The sequence below is a fragment of the Mycobacterium sp. UNC410CL29Cvi84 genome (genome assembly GCF_000686745.1).
GTDB classification, from domain to species: domain Bacteria; phylum Actinomycetota; class Actinomycetes; order Mycobacteriales; family Mycobacteriaceae; genus Mycobacterium; species Mycobacterium mucogenicum_B.
On the sequence record NZ_JMLM01000013.1, the window covers coordinates 91,386 to 111,438 of the forward strand.

The window sequence follows — 20,053 nt, forward strand, 5'->3', positions numbered from 1 at the left end:
TCGCCGGTTCACACTCACAGGTTCGAATTTACCTACAGCGAACAGCCGATTAAGCACGGTTCCGGTGTGAGATCTATCCCGAAAGCGGCCTTGACGCCGTCCCGCACGGTCCTGGCCAGCGCTAATACGTCGGCGCTGCCAGCAAAGCCCCGGTTGGTCAGGGCCAGCGCATGCTTGGTCGAGAGCCGGGCCGCAGCGCCGTCACCGGGGTATCCCTTGCCAAAACCGGCCTGTTCCACGAGCCAGCCGGCCGCCAGCTTGACCCCGCTCGGCGCCGGGTAATTGGGCACCGGACCGTCGGTGGCGTCCCGGATGCGTTCGAAGACGTCGTGCGGGACGACCGGGTTGGTGAAGAACGAACCGGCGCTCCAGGTGTCGTGGTCGGACGCGTCGGAGACCATGCCCTTGCCGCGCCGCAGCGCCAGGACCGCCTCGCGGACCTTGACCGCATCGACCCTGGTGCCGGCCTCGGCGCCCAGCCGGGCAGCCAGTTCGCCGTACCGCAGCGGGGCGCTGAGGCCGTCGGGGTTCAGGGTGAACTCCACCTCCAGCACGACGGCGTGGTCGGAGTTCTTCAGCACGCTGTGCCGGTAGCCGAAATCCAGTGTCTCGGGACCGACCCAACTGTCGGTCCCCGTTTCGCGGTCGAACAGCCGGACCCGGCTGATGGTGTCGGCGACCTCGGCCCCGTAGGCGCCGACGTTCTGCACCGGCGTCGCACCGGCCGAGCCCGGGATGCCGGACAGACACTCCAGCCCGCCGAGCCCGTGGGCCAGCGAGGCCACGACGACGTCGTCCCACAGCGCGCCGGCCTCGGCCCGCACCACGTTGCCGTCGATGGTGATCTCGGTGTTCGCCAGCAGGACGACCGTCAAGTCGCGCAGATCGTCGGCCACCAGCACATTCGACCCGCCCGCCAGGACCAGCAGCGGGCCCGGGTGACCCCGCAGCGCGGTGAGCGCCCCGACCACCTTGGCGGTGGTATCGCAGGTGATCAGACGGGCTGCCACCGGTCCGACGCGGAACGAGGTCAGGGGTGCCAGCGGCACGTCATAGTCGACCGCCGCGCCCCCGATATCCGAACTGACCACGGCCGCTAACGGTAGCGTGGCCGATTATGGCCCGCTCTTTCGACATGGTTGCCGAATACCTCGGCACCGTGGCGCAGGTGCACACCGCCTTCTGCAACAAGGACTACTGGCTGGACCGGCTGGCGGAGGGTCGCGCCGACGTGTCGACGCTCGACTCGTTCGCCGAGGACGGCCACGGCGGCACCGACATCATCACCACTCAGACCGTGCGCGCGGCCGGCCTGCCCAGCATCGTCACGCAGTTCCACTTCGGTGACCTCAGCCTGGTGCGCGAAGAGCATTGGGGTCCGCTGACCGACGGGCGGGCCATCGGGACGGTACGCAGCCGCGTCCCCGGCGCACCGGCGACCATCACCGGCAAGGGTGTCCTGACCGCCACGGGCGACGGTGCGCGACTGGACTTCTCGGCGAACGTCGAGGTCCGCATCCCGTTGGTCGGCGGCAAGCTCGAGTCGATGCTGGGCCAGCAGCTCCGGTATCTGATCGAGCTGGAGCAGAAATTCACGAGCGACTGGATCGCCGCCCGCTGGTGAGCCGCCCATAAACTCGGGCCATGAATTCGCCCGTGGGCCAGCCACGGAGTACACCTGTCGGCCAGCCGACGCGCGGCACAACGGGTTACAACCGCCTGCGCCGCAGCGACCGCTGGCTGGTCCACTCGCCGCGGGTGCGAACGCTGCTGCGCACCGCGCCGGATCCCGTGGTCGTCGACCTCGGGTACGGCGCGCTTCCGGTGACCACGGTGGAACTGGCGTCGCGGCTGCGCACGGTCCGGGCCGACGTGCGGGTCGTCGGCCTGGAGATCCACCCGGAACGGGTGCGGCTGGCCCGTGAGCTGGCCGGCGACATCGTCGAATTCGGCCTCGGCGGCTTCGAATTGGCTGGGTACACACCGGTTTTGGTGCGCGCGTTCAACGTCCTGCGCCAGTACGACGTCGCCGACGTGCCCGCCGCGTGGGCGGAGATGACGAGCCGGCTGGCCCCGGGCGGGCTGCTGGTCGACGGCACCTGCGACGAGTTGGGACGACGCTGCTGCTGGGTACTGCTCGACGCCGATGGGCCGGTGAGCCTGACCCTGTCGTGCGACCCGTTCGCCATCGAACGGCCCTCCGATCTGGCGGAGCGCCTGCCGAAAGTGCTTATCCACCACAATGTTCCGGGTCAGCCGATCCACCGGCTGCTGCAGGCCGCCGACCGCGCCTGGGCCACCTCGGCAGGGCACGGGGTGTTCGGTCCGCGCGTCCGGTGGCGCGCGATGCTCGATCTGCTGGTGGCCGAGGGCCAGCCGCTGGAGCCGCCGCGGCGCCGGCTGCGGGACGGCGTGCTGACGGTGCCGTGGTCGGCCGTCGCGCCCACGTCGTGACGACGAGCGCATAGGGTTCGCCGTATGCCGTCACCCCGCAGCCGACTGCAATCGCCGGTCGTCCTGGCCTCGGCCGCGGCGGTGATCGTCGTCGCCCTGATCGTCGCGGCCGTCATGAGCAAGCCGCGGCCCGCCCCCACCCCGGCCGAACCCTCGACCACGTCGTCCCCCGTTGCGGCGGCACCACCCCCGTGCCGGCTCGACACCGTCGTGACCGCGCTGACGCCGCGCCAGAAGCTGGCCCAGCTGCTGATGGTCGGGGTCAAGAACCTGGCCGACGCGCAGGCCGTCGTCCGGGAGCAGGAAGTCGGCGGCATCTTCATCACCAGCTGGACCGACTACTCGATGCTCGGCGCGCCCCTCGCCGCGCTGGCGCAGGAACCGCGGCCGCTGCCGCTGGCCGTCAGCGTCGACGAGGAGGGCGGCCGGGTGCAGCGGCTGAAAGGCCTCATCGGCAGTCAGCCGTCGGCGCGCGAGCTGGTCGCCGCCGGCAAGACCCCCGAGCAGGTTCGGGAGATCGCCCGCCTGCGCGGCCAGGCGATGAAAGAACTCGGCATCACCATCGACTTCGCGCCCGTCGTCGACATCACGAACGCGGCCGACGGCACCGTCATCGGCGACCGGTCCTGGGGCAACACCGCCGACGGCGTCACCGCCTACGCCGGCGCGTACGCCGCCGGCCTGCGTGACGCCGGACTGCTGCCGGTGCTCAAGCACTTCCCCGGCCACGGGCATGCGTCCGGCGACTCGCACCAGGGCGGCGTCGTCACGCCGCCGCTGGACCAGCTCGAGACGCTGGACCTGGTCCCCTACCGGTCCTTGACGACGCAGCCGCCCGTCGCCGTGATGGTCGGCCACATGCAGGTGCCCGGCCTCACCGACACCGACCCGGCCAGCCTGTCGAAGGCCGCGTACGACCTGCTGCGGAGCGGCAATTACGGCGGGCGCCCATTCCAGGGCGCCGTCTTCACCGACGACCTGTCCAGCATGGGCGCCATCACGCAGCGCTACAGCGTGCCGGAGGCGGTGCTCAAAGCCCTGCAGGCCGGTGCCGACACCGCGCTGTGGATCACGACCAAAGAGGTGCCCGACGTCCTCGACCGGCTGCAGCAGGCCGTCGACGCCGGTGAACTGACCACCGAACGCGTCGACGACGCCGTGCGGCACATGGCGGTGACCAAGGATCCGTCGCTGGCCTGCGCCCGCTGATTACGCTGGGGCGCATGCGCATCGCACTGGCCCAGATCGGCGCGGGCACCGACCCCGAGGCGAATCTGGCACTGGTCGCCGACCACACGGCGCGCGCCGCCGACGCCGGAGCCGAACTGGTGCTGTTCCCAGAGGCGACGATGTGCCGGTTCGGCGTTTCGCTCGCGCCCGTGGCGCAACCGCTCGACGGCCCGTGGGCGGACGCGGTCCGGGACATCGCCGAACGTGCGGGCGTCACCGTGGTGGCAGGGATGTTCTGTCCGACCGCCGACGGCCGCGTCACCAACACCCTGCTCGCCACCGGCCCGGGCGTCGACGCGCACTACCACAAGATTCATCTGTACGACGCCTTCGGATTCGCCGAATCACACACTGTCGCAAGGGGTTTCGATCCCGTCGTGATCGACGTGCCGACGGCCGACGGCACCGTTCCCGTCGGCCTCACCACGTGTTACGACGTCCGTTTCCCGGAGCTGCACCTCGAGCTCGCCGAACGCGGAGCCAAGCTGCTGACCGTCCACGCGTCGTGGGGGTCGGGCCCGGGCAAGCTCGAGCAGTGGACGCTGCTGGCCCGCGCCCGCGCGCTCGACACCGGCTGCTTCGTCGCCGCCGTCGACCAGCCGTACCCCGGTGACGAGCTCGCGAAGAAGGGTCCGACCGGCAACGGCGGCAGCATTGTGGCCTCCCCCACGGGCGACATCGCGGTGCAGGCGGGGCTCGAACCGGAACTGCTGGTCACGGACGTCGACCTGGCCGCGGTCGAGCGCGCCCGCGAGACCATCGCCGTGCTGCGCAACCGCACCACGATTCCGCGTAAGGCACAATCGCAAGGGTGACTGACCCCTGGGCCCGCCCCGCCAATGAGGACGCTGCACCATCTGCCGAGCCTGCGCAGCAGGCCCCGGAGGCCCCGGGTGCCCAGCCCACCGAGGTGCTGACGGCCACCGAACAACCGGCACCGGCCGCCGATGTGCCGCCCGCCTATGGCGCCGACGCGCCGGCCCCGCCGGCCTATGGCGGCGACGTCCCGCCGACGTCGTACCCGGCGCCGCAGCAGGTGCCCGCCACCGACCCACCCAAGAAGCGCCGCGGTGTCATGGAGCTGCTGCGCGACCCGATGTCGCTGATCCTGATCATCGTCATCGCGCTCGCGCTGTCGGCGGCCGGCGTCGTCGGCGGCGAGTTCTACGCCCGCAGCCGCGGCAACAGCGTCGTCTCGCAGTCCGTCCAGTGCGTCGTCCAGGACAAGGTCGACGTGCAGTTCGGCGCGACCCCGTTCCTGTGGCAGGTCGCCAACAAGCACTATGACCACATCACGGTGACCACGGCCGGCAACCAACTGCGGTTCGCCAAGGGCATGAAGGCCCAGATCCAGATCGACGACGTCAAGCTCGACAAGACGGCGAAGTCGGCCGGCACCATCGGGGCCCTCGACGCGACCGTCACCTGGTCGGCCGACGGCATCAAACAGACCATCGCCGACACCGTCCCGGTGCTCGGTGGCCTGGTCTCCGACGTCACCACCGACCCGTCGTCGGGCACCATCGTGCTGGACGCGCCGATGACGCAGATCGTGGCCAAGCCGACGCTGTCCGACGGCACCATCTCGCTCAAGGTGGAGCAGCTGACCGGGCTCGGCTTCCTGCTGCCCCGCGAGTCGATCCAGCCGGCGCTGGATTTGTTCGCGTCGCAGCTGACGAAGGACTACCCGATGGGCATCAAGCCGGAAGCCCTGCAGGTGACCGGTACCGGTGTGACGGCGAAGTTCGGCACCAAGAACGCGACGATCCCGCTGGCCCAGCAGGACTCCTGCTTCTCCGGCCTCTGATCCCCCGCTGACCCCAGCGATTTGTGCACGATTTTCCGCGGTGACCGCGGAAAATCGTGCACAAATCCCTAGTTGAGGCCGTCGAGGACGGCGCGGGTGCCGGACAGGCCGAGGCGCGTGGCGCCGGCGTCCAGCATGGCCACGGCCGCGGCGGCGTCGCGGATGCCGCCGCTGGCCTTGATCCCCAGCGCCGGGACGGTCTGCGCCATGATCTCCACGGCCTGCACGGACGCGCCGCCTGCCGGGTGGAATCCGGTGGAGGTCTTCACGAAATCGGCGCCGGCGTCGGCGGCCGCACGGCAGACCTCGGCCAGCGTCGGTGCGCCGGCCATGGTCAGCAGCGCCGCGGACTCGACGATCACCTTCAGTACTGCCGTCGGGGCGGCCCCGCGCACCGCGGCGATGTCGGCGAACACCGCCGAGATGTCGCCGGCGATGGCGGCGCCGACGTCGATCACCATGTCGACCTCGTCGGCACCGCGCCGGCCGTCGGACCCGACGACCGACAATGCCGCCTCGCGGGCCTTGATCTGCGAATCATGCTTGCCCGACGGGAATCCCACGACGGTGGCGATCTTCACGCGCTCAGGCACCTCGACCGCGCCGAGCATCGACGGCGACACACACACCGCGCACACGCCCAGATCGGCGGCCTCCCAGCACAGGCTCGCCACGTCGGCGGCGGTCGCCTCGGGCTTGAGCAGCGTGTGGTCGACCAGTGCGGCCACCTGCTGGCGGGTCCAACTCATCAGAACGGCTCCTCTGTGCCACCGGGATTGCAACGTGCTCTCACCATCTGGTTGTCATCGACCACCGGGCGCCACGGCTCGAGGTTCCAGCTGGTCTTGCCGGGCGCGCCCGCCTCGGCGAAATACCAGTGGCACATGAACTGGGCCCGCATCCCGGGGGTGTCGGCGTCAGGCGCCAGGTTCAGGACCTCGGACCAGGCCTCGTCGCCCGACTGCGTGGCGCCCAGGCCGGAGGCGCGCCGACCGGCCGACGTCGGGTACACCCGCAGGCTCGTCGCACCGTCCCACTGCGTCCACCGGGTGTGGTCGACGTAGGGCGGCGCCGGAACGGTTTCGGTGGGATCAGCTGCGGACAGCGGGGCCGGAGCCAGCGTCAACACCGCGGCAGCCAGGACCGCGCACCGGATCGCCCGCACCGATTACCGAGATTTCCCTTGGACCTCAAGGAGTTTGGGCTTCACATCGACCAGGTAGACACCGGTGGCACAGGCGGCGATGGCCGCGCCCACCGGCGGGCCGATGATCCAGCCCAGGACGGCACCGCCCCCCAGGATCGCCAGCCACACCGGCTTGGTCAGTTTGTCGACCGCCGTGTAGGCGTCCGGCCGCTGCATGGCGGCATGCACGAACGCATAAACGGTCGTGGCCAGCACCGCGATCTGCAATGCGAAAAGGACGTAACCCACCAGGCTTCCGAGGTACACGCCCTCAGCCTATGTGGGTTACGTCCCTGACGTCGAACCTGATTACTTCTGGGTGACCTTCTTGGCCGGGGCGGCCTTCTTGGCCGGAGCCTTGGCAGCGGCCTTGGCCGGGGCGGCCTTGGTCGCAGCAGCCTTGGCCGGGGCCTTCTTGGCGGCCGGCGCCTTCTTGGCCGGGGCAGCCTTCTTGGCCGGGGCCTCTTCCTTCTCGGGCAGCTCGACGCCGACCAGCTTGGCGGCGCGCTCGCCGACCGCGCGGGTCTGGCTGGCGACGTTGCCCAGGGCGTCCTGGGTCAGCTCGGTGACCTGCTCGCGCACGTCCTCGACACGCTCACGGACGTCCTCGACACGCTCGCGGACGCTCTCGATCGACGACTGGGTGCGCAGGCGCTCCAGGGCAGCCTCGCCACGCTCGACCAGCTTGTTGTAGGTGTTCTGGGCGTTCTCGGCGTAGGTCTCGGCGGCCTTGCGCAGCTCTTCGGTGCTGAACTTCTCGCGCAGCTCTTCAACCTGGCCCGGCAGTTCTTCCTGCAGCTTGGTCAGGCGGGCACGGCCCTCTTCGACACGCGCGTTGGCATCGGTGCGGGCCTCTTCGGCACGCTCACGCAGGCTCGCGACGATCTCGTTGACGGTGGCCAGGGCGAGGTCCGCGGCGCCGACGGCGGCGAACAGGGGGGCCTTCAGGTCTTCGATGGTGGGCTGGCTGGTCTCTTTGTTCTCTGCCATGTTCGTTGTTTCCTTTCTCGGGTACTGCGTTGGTCAGTTCGCTACTTGGTGAGTGTCAGTCGTCGTTGTCTGCTCCTCACTGGCGGCTTCCAATTCAGGCTGATCAGGAAGCGGTTTGGACTCGGCATCGTTCTGCTGCCGGAAGGACGTGTAGATGTCGAGCAGCACCTGCTTCTGCCGCTCGGTGATCGAGAGGTCCGCGATGATGGCGTCGCGCACCTCGCCGGCGGCGCTGGGCTCCAGAATTCCGGCCCGCACGTAGAGCACCTCGGCCGAAACCCTGAGCGCCTTGGCGATCTGGTTCAGCACATCGGCCGACGGCTTGCGCAGGCCACGCTCGATCTGGCTCAGATAGGGGTTGCTGACACCCGCCTTCTCAGCGAGCTGGCGGACGGAGACCTGCGCAGCCTCCCGCTGGGTGCGGATGAAGCTGCCGATGTCCTGGGCTGCATTCGACATGACGGCGGCGATATCTGCATCCTGCGCCATGTCGTTCCCCTGTCTTCGTCGACCGCTTTTGGTTGGCGGTCCGTACCAAAACAACGGTACGAGGGGGTGCTAACTATTGCAAGCGCTAGCAAGCGCCCGCTAGCACTGTCAGACGAAAAGCTCGGCGATCGTGTATATGACGAGGCCCGCCAACGATCCGACGACGGTGCCGTTGATGCGGATGAACTGCAGGTCACGGCCCACATGGAGCTCGATCCGCCGGCTCGCCTCGTCGGCGTCCCAGCGCTCGATGGTCTCTGTGATGATCGCTGTGATCTCCGTCCCATACTGCGCTACAAGGTGTTTTGCGCCCCTGACGAGCCAGTTGTCGACCTTGTCGCGCAGCTCCGCATCGTCCCGCAGGGACTCCCCGATCCGCACCACCGAATCTGCAATCCGGGTGCGCAAAACTGACGTCGGATCGTCCACCGATTCGAGGATGATGCGCTTGGCGGTACTCCATGCCGTCTCCGCCGCGCGGGCCACCTCGTCGCGCGCCAGGATCTGCTCCTTGATGCGCTCCGCCCGCGCGATGGTGTCCTCGTCGTTCTGCAGATCGTCGGCGAAGTCGAAGAGGAACTTCGTCGCCGACATCCGCAGCTCGTGCTCGGGGTTGCGGCGCACCTTGTCGGTGAAGTCCATGAGCTCGCGGTGGATCCGGTCACCCACCAGGTGGTCGACCCAGCGCGGCGACCACGTCGGCGAATCCCGCTCGATGACGCGTTCGATGATCTCGCCGGCGTTGAGCGACCACTGGAACGCCCGGTCGGCCAGCAGCTGCAGCAGCGCCTCCTGCCGCCGCTCCGCCAGCAGGCTCTCCAGCACCCGGCCGATCGGCGGACCCCACTGCGGTTCGGCGATCCGCTTGACGATCATCCGGTCCAGGACGTGCTGGACGTCTTCGTCGCGCAGCAGCTCCACCAGGACGCGCAGCACCGTCGACGCCTCGGCGGCCACCCGCGCCGCATGCTCCGGTTCCGACAGCCACTTGCCCAGTCGGCTGGCGACCTGGGCGTCGCGCAGCTTGGTCTCCACGACCTCCTGCGACATGAAGTTCTCGCGGACGAAGGTGCCCAGGCCCTCGCCCAGCTGGTCCTTCTTGCGCGGGATGATCGCGGTGTGCGGGATCGGGATGCCCAGCGGATGCCGGAACAGCGCCGTGACGGCGAACCAGTCGGCGAGCGCGCCGACCATGCCGGCCTCCGCGGCGGCCCGCACGTAGCCCACCCACGGCCCGGTCCAGCTGTACGCGGCACCGCGGGACTGCAGCCACGTACACACCGCAAACAACACCGTCGCACCGAGCAGGAAGCTCAGCGCGACCGCTTTCATCCGGCGGAGGTTGCGGCGTCGCTCTTCGTCGGCAGTCCGGTCGGCGCCGGCAAACGACTCCGCGAGGCTGACGTGCGGTTCGAGGGACGCCTGGTGCCTCGGATGAGGTCCAGGTCCCGGCCTGGGTCGGTGTGCCACGCTTCCATCATCCTGTATGCCAGGCATGGTCGCCCCGTATTATTAAGCGGACCTAGCGGAATGGACGTATTGCGACCGTGGCACAGCAAAACGCACCCTCGTCGGCAAAAGCCGACGGGCGTAAACGACGCTGGCACCAACACAAGGTCGATCGCCGCAACGAACTGGTCGACGGCACCCTCGAGGCCGTCCGGCGCCGCGGCAGCAACGTCAGCATGGACGAGATCGCGGCCGAGATCGGCGTGTCGAAGACCGTGCTCTACCGCTACTTCGTCGACAAGAACGATCTCACCACCGCGGTGATGATGCGGTTCGCGCAAACCACGCTGATCCCCAACATGGCGTCGGCGATGTCGTCCAACCTCGACGGTTTCGAACTCACACACGAGATCATCCGCGTGTACGTCGACACCGTCGCCGCCGAACCCGAGATCTATCCGTTCGTCTTCGCCAACAGTTCGGCGAGCAAGAGCAAGGCCATCGCCGACTCCGAACAGATCATCGCGCGGATGCTCGCCGTCGTCCTGCGCCGACGCATGGCACATGCCGGCATGGACACCGGCGGCGTCGAAGCCTTCGCGTTCCACACCGTCGGCGGCGTTCAACTGGCCACCCACTCGTGGATGTCCAATCGCCGGATGACCGCCGAACAACTCATCGACTACCTGACCCTGCTGTCCTGGAGCGCGCTGCGCGGCATCGTCGAGGTGGGCGGATCACTTGCGGAATTCAACGCACAACCGCATCCGTCACCGGCCATCCCGCCGCATCTGATTCACTGATCGCGTGACCTCCGATCTGCCGTCGCTGTGGACCCACGAACCGCACAAGCACCTGGAGTTCAAACCCGGCCTGCGCGTGAGCGACATCGACCCGGACGCAACCCCCGGATTCCGCGGCAAGAAGGCCGACGCCCCCGAGCTGCAGGCCGAACGCAACGCGCGGTTCGCCGAACTGCAAGAGATGCTGTACGCGAACAGCCGCTCCGGGGACACCCGCTCGATCCTGCTGGTGTTGCAGGGCATGGACACCGCCGGCAAGGGCGGCATCGTCAAACATGTTGTGGGAGCGGGTAATCCACAGGGAATTCGATACTCCAGCTTCGGCAAGCCCACCGAGGAAGAGCTGTCGCACCACTACCTGTGGCGGATCCGCAACGCGCTGCCCACCGCCGGGCACATCGGCGTCTTCGACCGGTCCCACTACGAGGACGTGCTGATCGTGCGGGTGCACAACCTCGTGCCGCCGCCGGTATGGGAAGCCCGGTACGACGAGATCAACGCCTTCGAGCGCGAACTCGTCGACGCCGGGACGACGATCATCAAGGTCGCGATGTTCGTTTCCCTCGACGAGCAGAAGAAGCGACTGGCGGAGCGACTCGAACGGCCCGACAAGTACTGGAAGTTCAACCCCGGCGACATCGACGAGCGGCTGTTGTGGCCCAAGTACCAGGAGGCGTACCAGGCGGTGCTGGACCGCACCTCCACCGACTACGCGCCGTGGCACGTCGTGCCCTGCAACCGGAAGTGGTACTCCCGGCTCGCCATCACCGAGCTGCTGATCGAAGCCCTCGAGAGCCTCAAATTGTCCTGGCCCCCAGCCGATTTCGACGTCGAGGCGGAGAAGAAACGGCTGGAGTCCGCCTAGCGCACAAAAAGAGGAGCCCCCCGACCTGGTCGGGGGGCTCCTCTTTTCCGGCTTACTTGACCAGCGTGAACTGGCCGATGTTGGTGATGCCGCGACGGAAGAAGTCGGCGCAACCGGTGAGGTACTTCATGTAGCGGTCGTAGACCTCCTGGCCCTGCAGGGCGATGGCCTCGTCCTTGGCCGCCTCCAGGTTGGCCGCCCACATGTCCAGCGTGCGCGCGTAGTGCGGACGCAGCAGGTGGGTGCGCTCCAGCGTGAAGCCCGAGCCCGCGGCGAGCTGCTCGATGTCCTCGACGGCCGGCAGCTGCCCGCCGGGGAAGATCTCGTCGCCGATGAACTTCATGAACTTCAGGTCGCTGATGGTCAGCTTGATGCCGTTCTCGCGGAAGAACTGCTGGGTGTGCGCGAGGATCGTGTGCAGCAGCATCCGGCCGCCGTTCTCCGGCAGGATGTTGTAGGCCCGCTCGAAGAAGATCGGGTAGCGCTCCTGCTTGAAGGCCTCGAAAGCGCCGATCGAGACGATGCGGTCGACGGGCTCGTCGAACTCCTCCCAACCCTGCATCCGGATCTCGATGCTGCGGTTGGTGTCGATCTTGGCGAGGCGCTCGCGGGCGTACTCCGACTGCGCCTTGCTCAGGGTGATGCCGATGACGTTCACGTCGAACTGGGTGATGGCCCGCTCCAGCGCGCCGCCCCAGCCACAGCCGATGTCGAGCAGGGTCATGCCCGGCTTCAGATCGAGCTTGCCGAGCGCCAGGTCGAACTTGGCGTTCTGCGACTCCTCGAGAGTCATGTCCTCGCGCTCGTAGTAACCGCACGTGTAACCCATGGTGGGGCCGAGCCACAGGGCGAAGAACTCATTCGAGATGTCGTAGATCGACTGCGACTCCTCGTAATGGGGGGTCAAATCGATGTCGGCTTGAGACATATCGGTATCTATCCTTTGCGTTTACGTTCGCCGGGTCGGGCGGCGCGACCGCATGCTGCGGCCAGCTGAAATACCCGTACGTGCGCGCCCTAACGGGCCCAGCGAAAAACAACCCGCACGCAAGGTTAACGAAAATTACTGTCAGGCTCCAACCCGGCGTCTGTCAGTAGGTGTAGAAGCCCTTACCGGACTTCTTGCCGAGCTGGCCTGCCTCGACCATGCGCAGCAGCAACGGCGGCGCCGCGTACAGCGGCTCCTTGTACTCGTCGTACATGGAGTCGGCGATCAGCTTCATGGTGTCCAGGCCCACCAGGTCAGCAAGCTTCAGCGGGCCCATCGGATGCGACAACCCGGCAACGACCGCGGTGTCGATGTCCTCGACAGTGGCGAAGCCCGACTCGGCCATCCGGATGGCAGCCAGCAGGTAGGGAACCAGCAGGAAGTTGACAACGAAGCCCGAGCGATCCGATGCCCGCACGACCTTCTTGCCCAGCACCTCACCGGCGAAAGTCTCGACGCGCGCGGCGGCTTCAGGGGCGGTCGTCACCGAGGAGATGAGCTCGACCAGGGGCAACACGGGCACCGGGTTGAAGAAGTGCAGACCGAGCACCCGGCTCGGGTTCTTGGTCGCGGCGGCGATGCGCATGATCGGGATGGACGACGTGTTCGACGCCAGCACCGCGTCGGGGTCGGTGATGATCTCGTCAAGCTGAGAAAAAACCTTCGCCTTGACGTTGACGTCTTCGACGATGGCCTCGATGACGAGCTGACGGTCGGCCATGTCGGCGAGGTCGTTGGTGAAGCTCAGGCGACCCAGCGCGGCGTCGCGGTCGGCCTCGGACAGCTTGCCCTTCTTGACGGCGTTGTCGAGCGACTTGGTGATCCGCTCCCGGCCGGCGGTGGTCAGCGCCTCGGTCGGCTCGAACGCCAGGACCTGCGCGCCTGCCTTGATACAGACCTCGGCGATGCCGCCGCCCATCTGCCCGGCCCCGATGACCCCGACTCGTTCGATTGCGTTGCTCACCGCTGTCCTCTCCTCGTGATTACTTCTGAAGATATGCGACAGGCCCCGCCCAGTTTCTGAGCGGGGCCTGCCGTATCTAGCTGTCGCGGCCGCGAGGGCTGTGCACGCAATTCACTGCTGATGCGTACCCGGCACTCGCACTCGTTGCCGACTTAGTGGAACTGACCCTCTTCGGTCGAGCCCTTCAGAGCCGCGGTCGAGGTGTTCGGGTCCACGGTGGTGGCGATCTTGTCGAAGTAGCCGGCGCCGACCTCACGCTGGTGCTTGGTGGCGGTGTAGCCACGGGCCTCGGCCGCGAACTCGCGCTCCTGCAGGTCGACGTAGGCGGTCATGCCCTCGCGGGCGTAGCCGTAGGCCAGGTCGAACATGGAGTAGTTGAGGGCGTGGAAGCCGGCCAGGGTGATGAACTGGAACGTGAAGCCCATGGCACCCAGTTCCTTCTGGAACTTGGCGATGGTCGAGTCGTCCAGCGCCTGCTTCCAGTTGAACGACGGGCTGCAGTTGTAGGACAGCAGCTGGTCCGGGAACTCAGCCTTCACGGCCTCGGCGAACTTGCGGGCGACCTCGAGGTCCGGCACACCGGTCTCCATCCAGATCATGTCGGCGTACGGGGCGTAGGCCTTGGCACGCGCGATGCAGGGCTCGATGCCCTTCTGGATGTTGTAGAAGCCCTCGGAGGTGCGCTCACCGGTGACGAACGGCTTGTCGCGGTCGTCCACGTCCGAGGTGATCAGGGTGGCGGCCTCGGCGTCGGTACGCGCGATGACGACGGTGGGGGTGTTGGCGACGTCGGCGGCCAGGCGAGCCGAGGTCAGGGTGCGGATGTGCTGCTGGGTCGGGATCAGCACCTTGCCACCGAGGTGGCCACACTTCTTCTCCGAGGCCAGCTGGTCCTCCCAGTGGGTACCGGCGGCACCCGCGGCGATCATGGCCTTCTGCAGCTCGTAGACGTTCAGCGCGCCACCGAAGCCGGCCTCACCGTCGGCGACGATCGGGACGAGCCAGTTGTCGACGCTCTTGTCACCCTCGACGCGGGCGATCTCGTCGGCGCGCAGCAGGGCGTTGTTGATGCGACGGACGACGGCCGGCACCGAGTTGGCCGGGTACAGGCTCTGGTCCGGGTAGGTGTGGCCCGAGAGGTTCGCGTCACCGGCGACCTGCCAACCGGACAGGTAGATGGCCTTGAGGCCGGCGCGGACCTGCTGCACGGCCATGTTGCCGGTCAGGGCGCCCAGCGCGTTGATGTAGGAGCCGTCGCCCTTGGTGACCGCGTCCCACAGGATCTCGGAGCCACGACGCGCGAGGGTGTGCTCCTCGACGACGCTGCCCTGCAGCTCCTCAACCTGGGCTGCGGTGTAGTCGCGGGTGATGCCCTTCCAGCGGGGGTTGGTGTCCCAGTCCTGCTGAATCTCAGCGGCGGTACGTGGCTTTCCGACGTTGGACATTGTGCTCCTTCGTGAGGCCGCGTCGCCGTGGGCGCCAAGATTCAAGCTGATTGTTAACGCTTCGGCGACTTCGCTTGTGTGCTGTTAACGACGATGACACAGCACATACCCGCAGGTCCAGCGGTTACAAGTGCCAACTTTCGCCAACACTTGTAGCGAAGTTGCGAAGATTGCGAAGTTGCTGGGGTGCTTGACCGGTTCAGAAGCTACCGGACGGTAACCGATATGTGCTGGTCAGTACGCTCGTACTGTTAAATCGGCGCACTCAGAGCGCGAACAGGCAGGCGACCGCTTTGACCTCGTCACCGACCACATATGTGAGCGTTGTAACACTGCGGTCACACAGCTCGGGACCGAATTTTTCGGTCGAACCGGCCGGGTACTCGTGCGTGATGATCTCCAACCGGTCCCCGAGTGCCACCGCGGCGTCGTGCTCAATGGTCACGCGCAGTGGCGCCTCGAGCAGCTCGGGACGGTAGGTCTGGAGGTAGTCCTCGACCACCGACCAGTAGACGGAGTTGTTCATGTGGTCGAACAGGTCGATGTCGGTGACCCGGACCGGGAAGTCGACGATCCGGAGCGCGTCGTCGCGAGCGCCGGCCTTGAGGTAGCCCTTCCAGCGCAGCCGGTCCGTGGTCGCGGTCCGCTTCAGACCGGCGAGGAAGTCGTCCGAGATGCGGGCCGGGCCCTGCGTCTCGAGGTTCATATTGATCCAGAACGCCTCGGACTCGATCAGTCCGCCCTTGCGGCCGTCGATGCGCACCCGCATCTCGCACCACCGGTTCGACGTGCCCGAACACCAGCGCCGCAGCCGCAGGATGTCGCCGCGCTCGAACGGACGGATCAGGTCCACCATGGTGCGCCGGACGACCCAGGCCGGGTGGACGTCTTCGTAGCCCATCTGGCGCAGCTGATCCTGGCCGACGTCCTGGATGTGCCGGCAGGCACCGTCGAACCGCAGCCGGCCGTCGCGATCGACGTCGGCCATCCGCAGCGGCCAGCTGGTGTCGAAGACGTCGGGATGCCCCTCCGGGACCGGCGCGAGGGTCTTGGCCAGGCCGGTTGCCGGTGCGGCAGTGGTCTTTTCGACGACCTTTTCGATGGTCTCCGCGGTGCTCATGGCGCCCCCTTCCCAGCGGGCCAACGCGGCTGGATCGCCCAACTCACCCGCGGGCCCGATCCTGCCACAGCCCATTTTTGCCAATTATGCGAAGACGGTATTCACATGATTGCTAGCCTGGTTTCATGGCGAAGACTTTCGTTGGCTCCCGGGTGCGTCAGCTCCGGGGCGAACGCGGCTTCAGCCAGGCCGCGCTGGCGCAGATGCTCGACATCTCCCCCAGTTATCTCAACCAGATCGAGCACGACGTCCGGCCGCTGAGCGTCGCCGTGCTGCTGCGCATCACCGAGGTGTTCGGGGTCGACGCCACGTTCTTCGCCTCCCAGGACGACACCCGACTGGTCGCCGAGTTGCGCGAAGCACTGATGGATCGCGACCTGGGTGTCGACGTCGACATCCCGGAGATCGCCGACCTGGTGAGCACGCATCCCACGATGGCCCGCGCGATGGTCGACCTGCACCGCCGCTACCGGTTGTCCACGGCTCAGTTGGCCGCCGCCACCGAGGACCGGTTCTCCGACGGCAGTGGCAGCGGGGCCATCACCATGCCGCACGAAGAGGTGCGCGACTACTTCTATACGCGCCAGAACTACCTCCACGAACTCGACACCGCGGCAGAGGAATTCATCCTGCGCATGCACATGCGCCGATCCGAGCTGTCCCGCGAGCTCGCCGAGCGGCTGAGCCGCGTGCATCACGTGCGCATCGTGCAGCGGCTCGAACTCGGCGACAACGTGCTGCACCGGTACGACCCCGAAACCCGGACGCTGGAGATCGGCGGCCACCTGTCGTCGGGACAGTACGTGTTCAAACTGGCCGCCGAGCTGGCCTACCTGGAATTCGGCGACCTACTGGAAAGCCTGGTGGCCGAAGGCAATTTCACCAGCGACGAGTCGGTGAAACTGGCGCGGATGGGGCTGGCCAACTACTTCGCCGCGGCCGCGGTGCTGCCCTATGGCCAGTTCCATGCTGTCGCCGAGGAATTCCGCTACGACGTCGAGCGGCTGTCGGCGTATCACTCGGTGAGTTACGAGACCATCGCGCACCGGCTGTCGACGCTGCAGCGGCCGTCGATGCGCGGCGTGCCGCTGTCGTTCGTCCGCGTCGACCGTGCCGGAAACATGTCGAAACGCCAGTCCGCCACCGGTTTTCACTTCTCGTCGTCGGGCGGCACCTGTCCCCTGTGGAACGTCTACGAGACGTTCGCGAACCCCGGCAAAATGCTGGTGCAGATCGCCCAGATGCCCGACGGCCGCAACTACATGTGGGTGGCGCGCACCGTGGAACGACGCGCCGCGCGGTATGGCCAGCCGGGTAAGACGTTCGCCATCGGGCTGGGTTGCGAACTGCGCCATGCCAATCGGCTGGTCTACTCCGAGGGGCTGGACCTGTCCGGCGGCGCCGCGACGCCCATCGGCTCCGGCTGCCGGGTATGCGAGCGCGACAACTGTCCGCAGCGGGCTTTCCCCGCATTGGGGCGCGAACTGGACCTCGACGAACACCGCAGCACCGTGACGCCGTACGTGGTGAAGCGGGCGAACTAAGACCCCGGTTGATCCTGCGCCGAGGGCGTAAAAGGTCGAGTGGCGTCGTGCGTAGACGCAGGGTCAACGAAGCCCGTCGACACCGCCTCGACGCGCGCGAAGAACGTGCCGTAGAAGCCGTAGACCAGCGTCGCAAGCGCCCCAATGATGAGCAGCCCGAACATGATCGGATACTGCGCCATCCACCCGGACAGGTAGCGAACGCACAGCATCAAACCGACGATGAGGGCCACGCCACCGGCAATCAGCCGCAGCCTCGCATGGGGCGCCGGCCGAACCGGTTCCCGCAGAGCCGATTCCACCGTCAGGCACAACGCCGCACCGACGACGAGGTCGACGCCGTAGTGGAAGCCGAAGCCCAACGTCGCGGCCAAAGTGCCCACGAGCCAACAAGTGCCACCGACGCGCAACCACCGCGGGCCGGACCGCGAATGGATGAACACGGCCAGTGCCCACGCCGTGTGCAGCGACGGCATGCAGTTGCGCGGGGTCGACGTGTCGAACGCGATGGGCACCGCCGTCCCGTCGACGGGTGGCAGCAGGGCCGGCCAGAAGTCTCCGACCTGGAATCCGCCACCGGCCGAGCCGAAGGCGTAGGTCGGCCCCACCAACGGGAACATCAGGTAGATCAGCGGGCCGACCAGGCCCAGCACCAGGAAGGTGCGCACGACGAAGTGCCGCGGCCACCGTCCACCCGTGGTCACGTTGCGCAGCTGATAGATGGCCACCACGGTCGCGGCAGCGGAAAGTTCGAGATAGACCCAGTGCAGTACGAAGTAGAGCACCGAGTGGTGCTGGACCAACTGGCCCATCACCCATGACGGCTGCCCGAGGGCGACGTCCGCACGCACCGCGAACTCGTCGAGAACGGTGGGACGGGTCAGAGACGTGATCGTCAGCCAGGCGTCTCCGGCCTTGGTGGCGAGCACGAGCAACAGACCGGTGGCGACGCCCTTCAGCGCGGTGTCGCGCTGCGGGCCCGTCCACCGCGTCAGCGCGAACACGCCGAGGCCGGTGAGCACGACCAGCGCGCCGCTACCCATCGCCGCCGGAAGACCGACGTACTCCCGGCCGACGACAAAGACCACATCGAGCCCCAGTGCGGCGCCCGCGATCGGCAAACGGTACTCGCGTGGCACCGCGACCAGCGCCACCACCAACGCCGCCCAGGGCACCGTGAACCCCGCCGGAGTTCCGACGTAATCGCTGATCAGGCGCTCGAGCGGGCCCCGGAATCCGCACAGCATGGCCGTAACCTGCAGCGCGCACATGAACGTCGCGACCAGCGCAATGCCGATCGCGACGTTCGTCCGGGGTGGTACACCCTCGTTAAGAAAGGGTGAATGCTCAGTGAACACGCATAGACGATAGGCCGTCGGCCGCCGCTACCAGCAATTTGCGACCAATTTGCGACTCAGCGAAACGTCAGTGCGCCCGCTGTACCCGGTAGATGACGTAGGCCAGGTCTTTGCGCTGATCATCGATCGCACGCTGGCGCGCTCGATGTTGGTCCTCGCCTTCGGCGCGTTGCACCACCAAGGGCGCCGCCCGCAACAAGACTCCGCGCACCCGGACCATCTGGGCCACCACAGAATCCGGCTGGCAGTACTTCGTGGTCTTCACATAGCTCTCCCCGAGCACGACCCCCTGGTAACCAGTGACCACCTCGCCCTCGATCCGTACCGGCGGTGTGGTTTCGAGCTGTGCTTCCTTCGCCTTGTCAGCGCAGACCTCGGGCACGAACGGCTGTGCGCTGCAACGCTTGACCCAGTCGTTCACCGCCGTGATGCCGTCGAACCCGTCGCGCTCCCGGAAGACTGCGGCGACTCCTAGCGCGTCGACCAATGGATCGGCACCCTGTCGGGGCGACGACAGCGGGTCGGCGGAGCAGTCCGCAGGCACGTCGCCCCGCGGGGGCGCTGACAACTGCACCACTCGGCTGCCGCTCTTGACCGGTGGCGTCATGACCAGTGCCGACAGCTGCGCCGCGGGCCGCGACGCGATGCTGGACGTCTGGACTGTGTCAGGGGCTTGCTCGGCAGCACGCTGGACGAAGCCGTCGACCAATTGGGCTACGTCGTGGACCGTCACTCCCAGAGGACCCCGGGAAATGAACCTCACCCGCAGCACGACTCCGTCTCGGGTCACGACGACAGTTCGGCCGTCCGGGCCGTCGTTGGATGGCCTCCAATACTTGTCACCCGTGGTCTGGGTGGTGTCGAATTGGATTGCATCGGTGGGCATTCCGGGGATATTGCGGAATGTCTGGACAGCCCAGGTGCCGTAGAAGTCGCGGTAGGTCGCGCAGCGGGTCCCCCAGTTCGCCATCTCGTCGACGACGTTCTCACCGGGGCGGGTTCGCCACAGGTCAACGTGGATCAAGCGGCCGTCGCGATCAAGCCTGTCCCCGTAGCGCGCGGTGAGTTGCGGCCCGTCTGGGTCACCCGGTTCTGGATACAGCGAGCACTCGACTCGCCGCTGTGCGGAAAATTCGTCATTGCGTGGCACCTCGTAGCCGACCTCGACCATTCCCGGCACGTCGGCCAACGTCGGCAAGTACCGCAGCAACGGATGGTCAGCGGCCCGCGATATCGCCACATCGGTAACCCGGTCACTACAACTGACCACCATCAACGCAACCGTGAAAATCACGGCCCCCACCCGTTTCCACCCCATGGCTCGACCCTACGACCGCCCCGCCTGTGCCAGACTCGGGAAT

At 67.3% G+C, this 20,053-nt stretch carries 21 protein-coding genes; 8 read left to right on the forward strand and 13 right to left on the reverse strand.

What is annotated here, in order from left to right:
- Window positions 1–32: 32 nt before the first annotated feature.
- Window positions 33–1,091 carry a UDP-N-acetylmuramate dehydrogenase gene (locus tag BR47_RS0119230; RefSeq protein WP_029120498.1) on the reverse strand — a complete coding sequence of 353 codons (1,059 nt, stop codon included), beginning with the start codon at window positions 1,089–1,091 and terminating at the stop codon, window positions 33–35.
- A gap of 26 nt (window positions 1,092–1,117) precedes the next feature.
- Here BR47_RS0119230 and BR47_RS0119235 point away from each other — a divergent pair, with 26 nt between their 5' ends.
- From BR47_RS0119235 to BR47_RS0119255, 5 genes are read left to right on the forward strand one after another with little or no spacing between them, the layout of a single operon-like run.
- Complete coding sequence (locus BR47_RS0119235) at window positions 1,118–1,624, forward strand: DUF2505 domain-containing protein (protein ID WP_020101178.1); 507 nt, start codon at window positions 1,118–1,120, stop codon at window positions 1,622–1,624.
- Window positions 1,625–1,644: 20 nt separating this feature from the next.
- A complete protein-coding gene (locus tag BR47_RS0119240; RefSeq protein WP_090562868.1) occupies window positions 1,645–2,454 on the forward strand; it encodes a class I SAM-dependent methyltransferase in 810 nt (269 codons plus the stop codon).
- Between the two features lie 24 nt (window positions 2,455–2,478).
- Window positions 2,479–3,663, forward strand: coding sequence for a glycoside hydrolase family 3 N-terminal domain-containing protein (locus BR47_RS0119245; RefSeq protein ID WP_090562871.1), 1,185 nt, complete (start codon window positions 2,479–2,481; stop codon window positions 3,661–3,663).
- Window positions 3,664–3,677: 14 nt separating this feature from the next.
- A complete protein-coding gene (locus BR47_RS0119250) occupies window positions 3,678–4,499 on the forward strand; it encodes a carbon-nitrogen hydrolase family protein (RefSeq protein WP_020101175.1) in 822 nt (273 codons plus the stop codon).
- Window positions 4,496–5,491: an LmeA family phospholipid-binding protein gene (locus tag BR47_RS0119255; protein WP_020101174.1), complete on the forward strand. Its 996-nt coding sequence runs from the start codon at window positions 4,496–4,498 to the stop codon at window positions 5,489–5,491. The genes BR47_RS0119250 and BR47_RS0119255 overlap by 4 nt, the downstream gene beginning before the upstream one ends.
- 68 nt (window positions 5,492–5,559) lie before the next feature.
- Here the strand turns inward: BR47_RS0119255 and deoC are convergent, their stop codons facing one another.
- The 6 genes from deoC to BR47_RS0119285 form a co-directional block, all read right to left on the reverse strand.
- On the reverse strand, window positions 5,560–6,240 hold the full coding sequence (gene deoC, locus BR47_RS0119260; RefSeq protein WP_020101173.1) for a deoxyribose-phosphate aldolase: 681 nt from the start codon (window positions 6,238–6,240) through the stop codon (window positions 5,560–5,562).
- Window positions 6,240–6,656, reverse strand: coding sequence for a DUF2599 domain-containing protein (locus BR47_RS0119265; RefSeq protein ID WP_502685830.1), 417 nt, complete (start codon window positions 6,654–6,656; stop codon window positions 6,240–6,242). The genes deoC and BR47_RS0119265 overlap by 1 nt, the downstream gene beginning before the upstream one ends.
- Window positions 6,657–6,659: 3 nt before the next feature.
- A complete protein-coding gene (locus BR47_RS0119270) occupies window positions 6,660–6,944 on the reverse strand; it encodes a DUF2516 family protein (RefSeq protein WP_020101171.1) in 285 nt (94 codons plus the stop codon).
- A 42-nt stretch (window positions 6,945–6,986) separates the two neighbouring features.
- Window positions 6,987–7,667: a hypothetical protein gene (locus BR47_RS0119275; RefSeq protein ID WP_020101170.1), complete on the reverse strand. Its 681-nt coding sequence runs from the start codon at window positions 7,665–7,667 to the stop codon at window positions 6,987–6,989.
- Window positions 7,668–7,700: 33 nt separating this feature from the next.
- Complete coding sequence (locus BR47_RS0119280) at window positions 7,701–8,156, reverse strand: helix-turn-helix transcriptional regulator (RefSeq protein ID WP_020101169.1); 456 nt, start codon at window positions 8,154–8,156, stop codon at window positions 7,701–7,703.
- 108 nt (window positions 8,157–8,264) lie between these two features.
- The gene (locus BR47_RS0119285; RefSeq protein ID WP_081831346.1) at window positions 8,265–9,653 is read right to left on the reverse strand and encodes a DUF445 domain-containing protein; all 1,389 of its coding nucleotides are present in this window, start codon (window positions 9,651–9,653) and stop codon (window positions 8,265–8,267) included.
- A gap of 50 nt (window positions 9,654–9,703) precedes the next feature.
- On the opposite strand from BR47_RS0119285, the gene BR47_RS0119290 reads away from it, so the two are divergent.
- Complete coding sequence (locus BR47_RS0119290) at window positions 9,704–10,408, forward strand: TetR/AcrR family transcriptional regulator (protein WP_020101167.1); 705 nt, start codon at window positions 9,704–9,706, stop codon at window positions 10,406–10,408.
- Between the two features lie 4 nt (window positions 10,409–10,412).
- Entirely contained in the window at window positions 10,413–11,273 is an 861-nt protein-coding gene (locus tag BR47_RS0119295) for a polyphosphate kinase 2 family protein (RefSeq protein ID WP_029120503.1), read from the forward strand.
- Between the two features lie 52 nt (window positions 11,274–11,325).
- Here the strand turns inward: BR47_RS0119295 and BR47_RS0119300 are convergent, their stop codons facing one another.
- The 4 genes from BR47_RS0119300 to BR47_RS0119315 all read right to left on the reverse strand — a co-directional run bounded on the left by BR47_RS0119300 (window position 11,326) and on the right by BR47_RS0119315 (window position 15,790).
- Window positions 11,326–12,201, reverse strand: a complete 876-nt coding sequence (locus BR47_RS0119300; protein ID WP_020101165.1) for a cyclopropane mycolic acid synthase family methyltransferase — start codon at window positions 12,199–12,201, stop codon at window positions 11,326–11,328.
- A gap of 163 nt (window positions 12,202–12,364) precedes the next feature.
- Window positions 12,365–13,225, reverse strand: coding sequence for a 3-hydroxybutyryl-CoA dehydrogenase (locus BR47_RS0119305; protein ID WP_029105154.1), 861 nt, complete (start codon window positions 13,223–13,225; stop codon window positions 12,365–12,367).
- A 152-nt stretch (window positions 13,226–13,377) separates the two neighbouring features.
- Window positions 13,378–14,670 carry an isocitrate lyase gene (aceA, locus tag BR47_RS0119310; protein ID WP_020101163.1) on the reverse strand — a complete coding sequence of 431 codons (1,293 nt, stop codon included), beginning with the start codon at window positions 14,668–14,670 and terminating at the stop codon, window positions 13,378–13,380.
- Window positions 14,671–14,935: 265 nt separating this feature from the next.
- Window positions 14,936–15,790 carry an acyl-[acyl-carrier-protein] thioesterase gene (locus tag BR47_RS0119315; RefSeq protein WP_020101162.1) on the reverse strand — a complete coding sequence of 285 codons (855 nt, stop codon included), beginning with the start codon at window positions 15,788–15,790 and terminating at the stop codon, window positions 14,936–14,938.
- A gap of 125 nt (window positions 15,791–15,915) precedes the next feature.
- Here BR47_RS0119315 and ramB point away from each other — a divergent pair, with 125 nt between their 5' ends.
- Entirely contained in the window at window positions 15,916–17,334 is a 1,419-nt protein-coding gene (gene ramB / locus BR47_RS0119320) for an acetate metabolism transcriptional regulator RamB (RefSeq protein WP_020101161.1), read from the forward strand.
- On the opposite strand, the gene BR47_RS0119325 is transcribed toward ramB, so the two are convergent.
- Both BR47_RS0119325 and BR47_RS0119330 read right to left on the reverse strand, forming a co-directional pair.
- Entirely contained in the window at window positions 17,331–18,692 is a 1,362-nt protein-coding gene (locus BR47_RS0119325; protein ID WP_020101160.1) for a phosphatase PAP2 family protein, read from the reverse strand. The two genes, ramB and BR47_RS0119325, sit on opposite strands and share 4 nt — an antisense overlap.
- Before the next feature lie 67 nt (window positions 18,693–18,759).
- The gene (locus BR47_RS0119330) at window positions 18,760–19,986 is read right to left on the reverse strand and encodes a hypothetical protein (RefSeq protein WP_141772270.1); all 1,227 of its coding nucleotides are present in this window, start codon (window positions 19,984–19,986) and stop codon (window positions 18,760–18,762) included.
- Window positions 19,987–20,053: the final 67 nt, after the last annotated feature.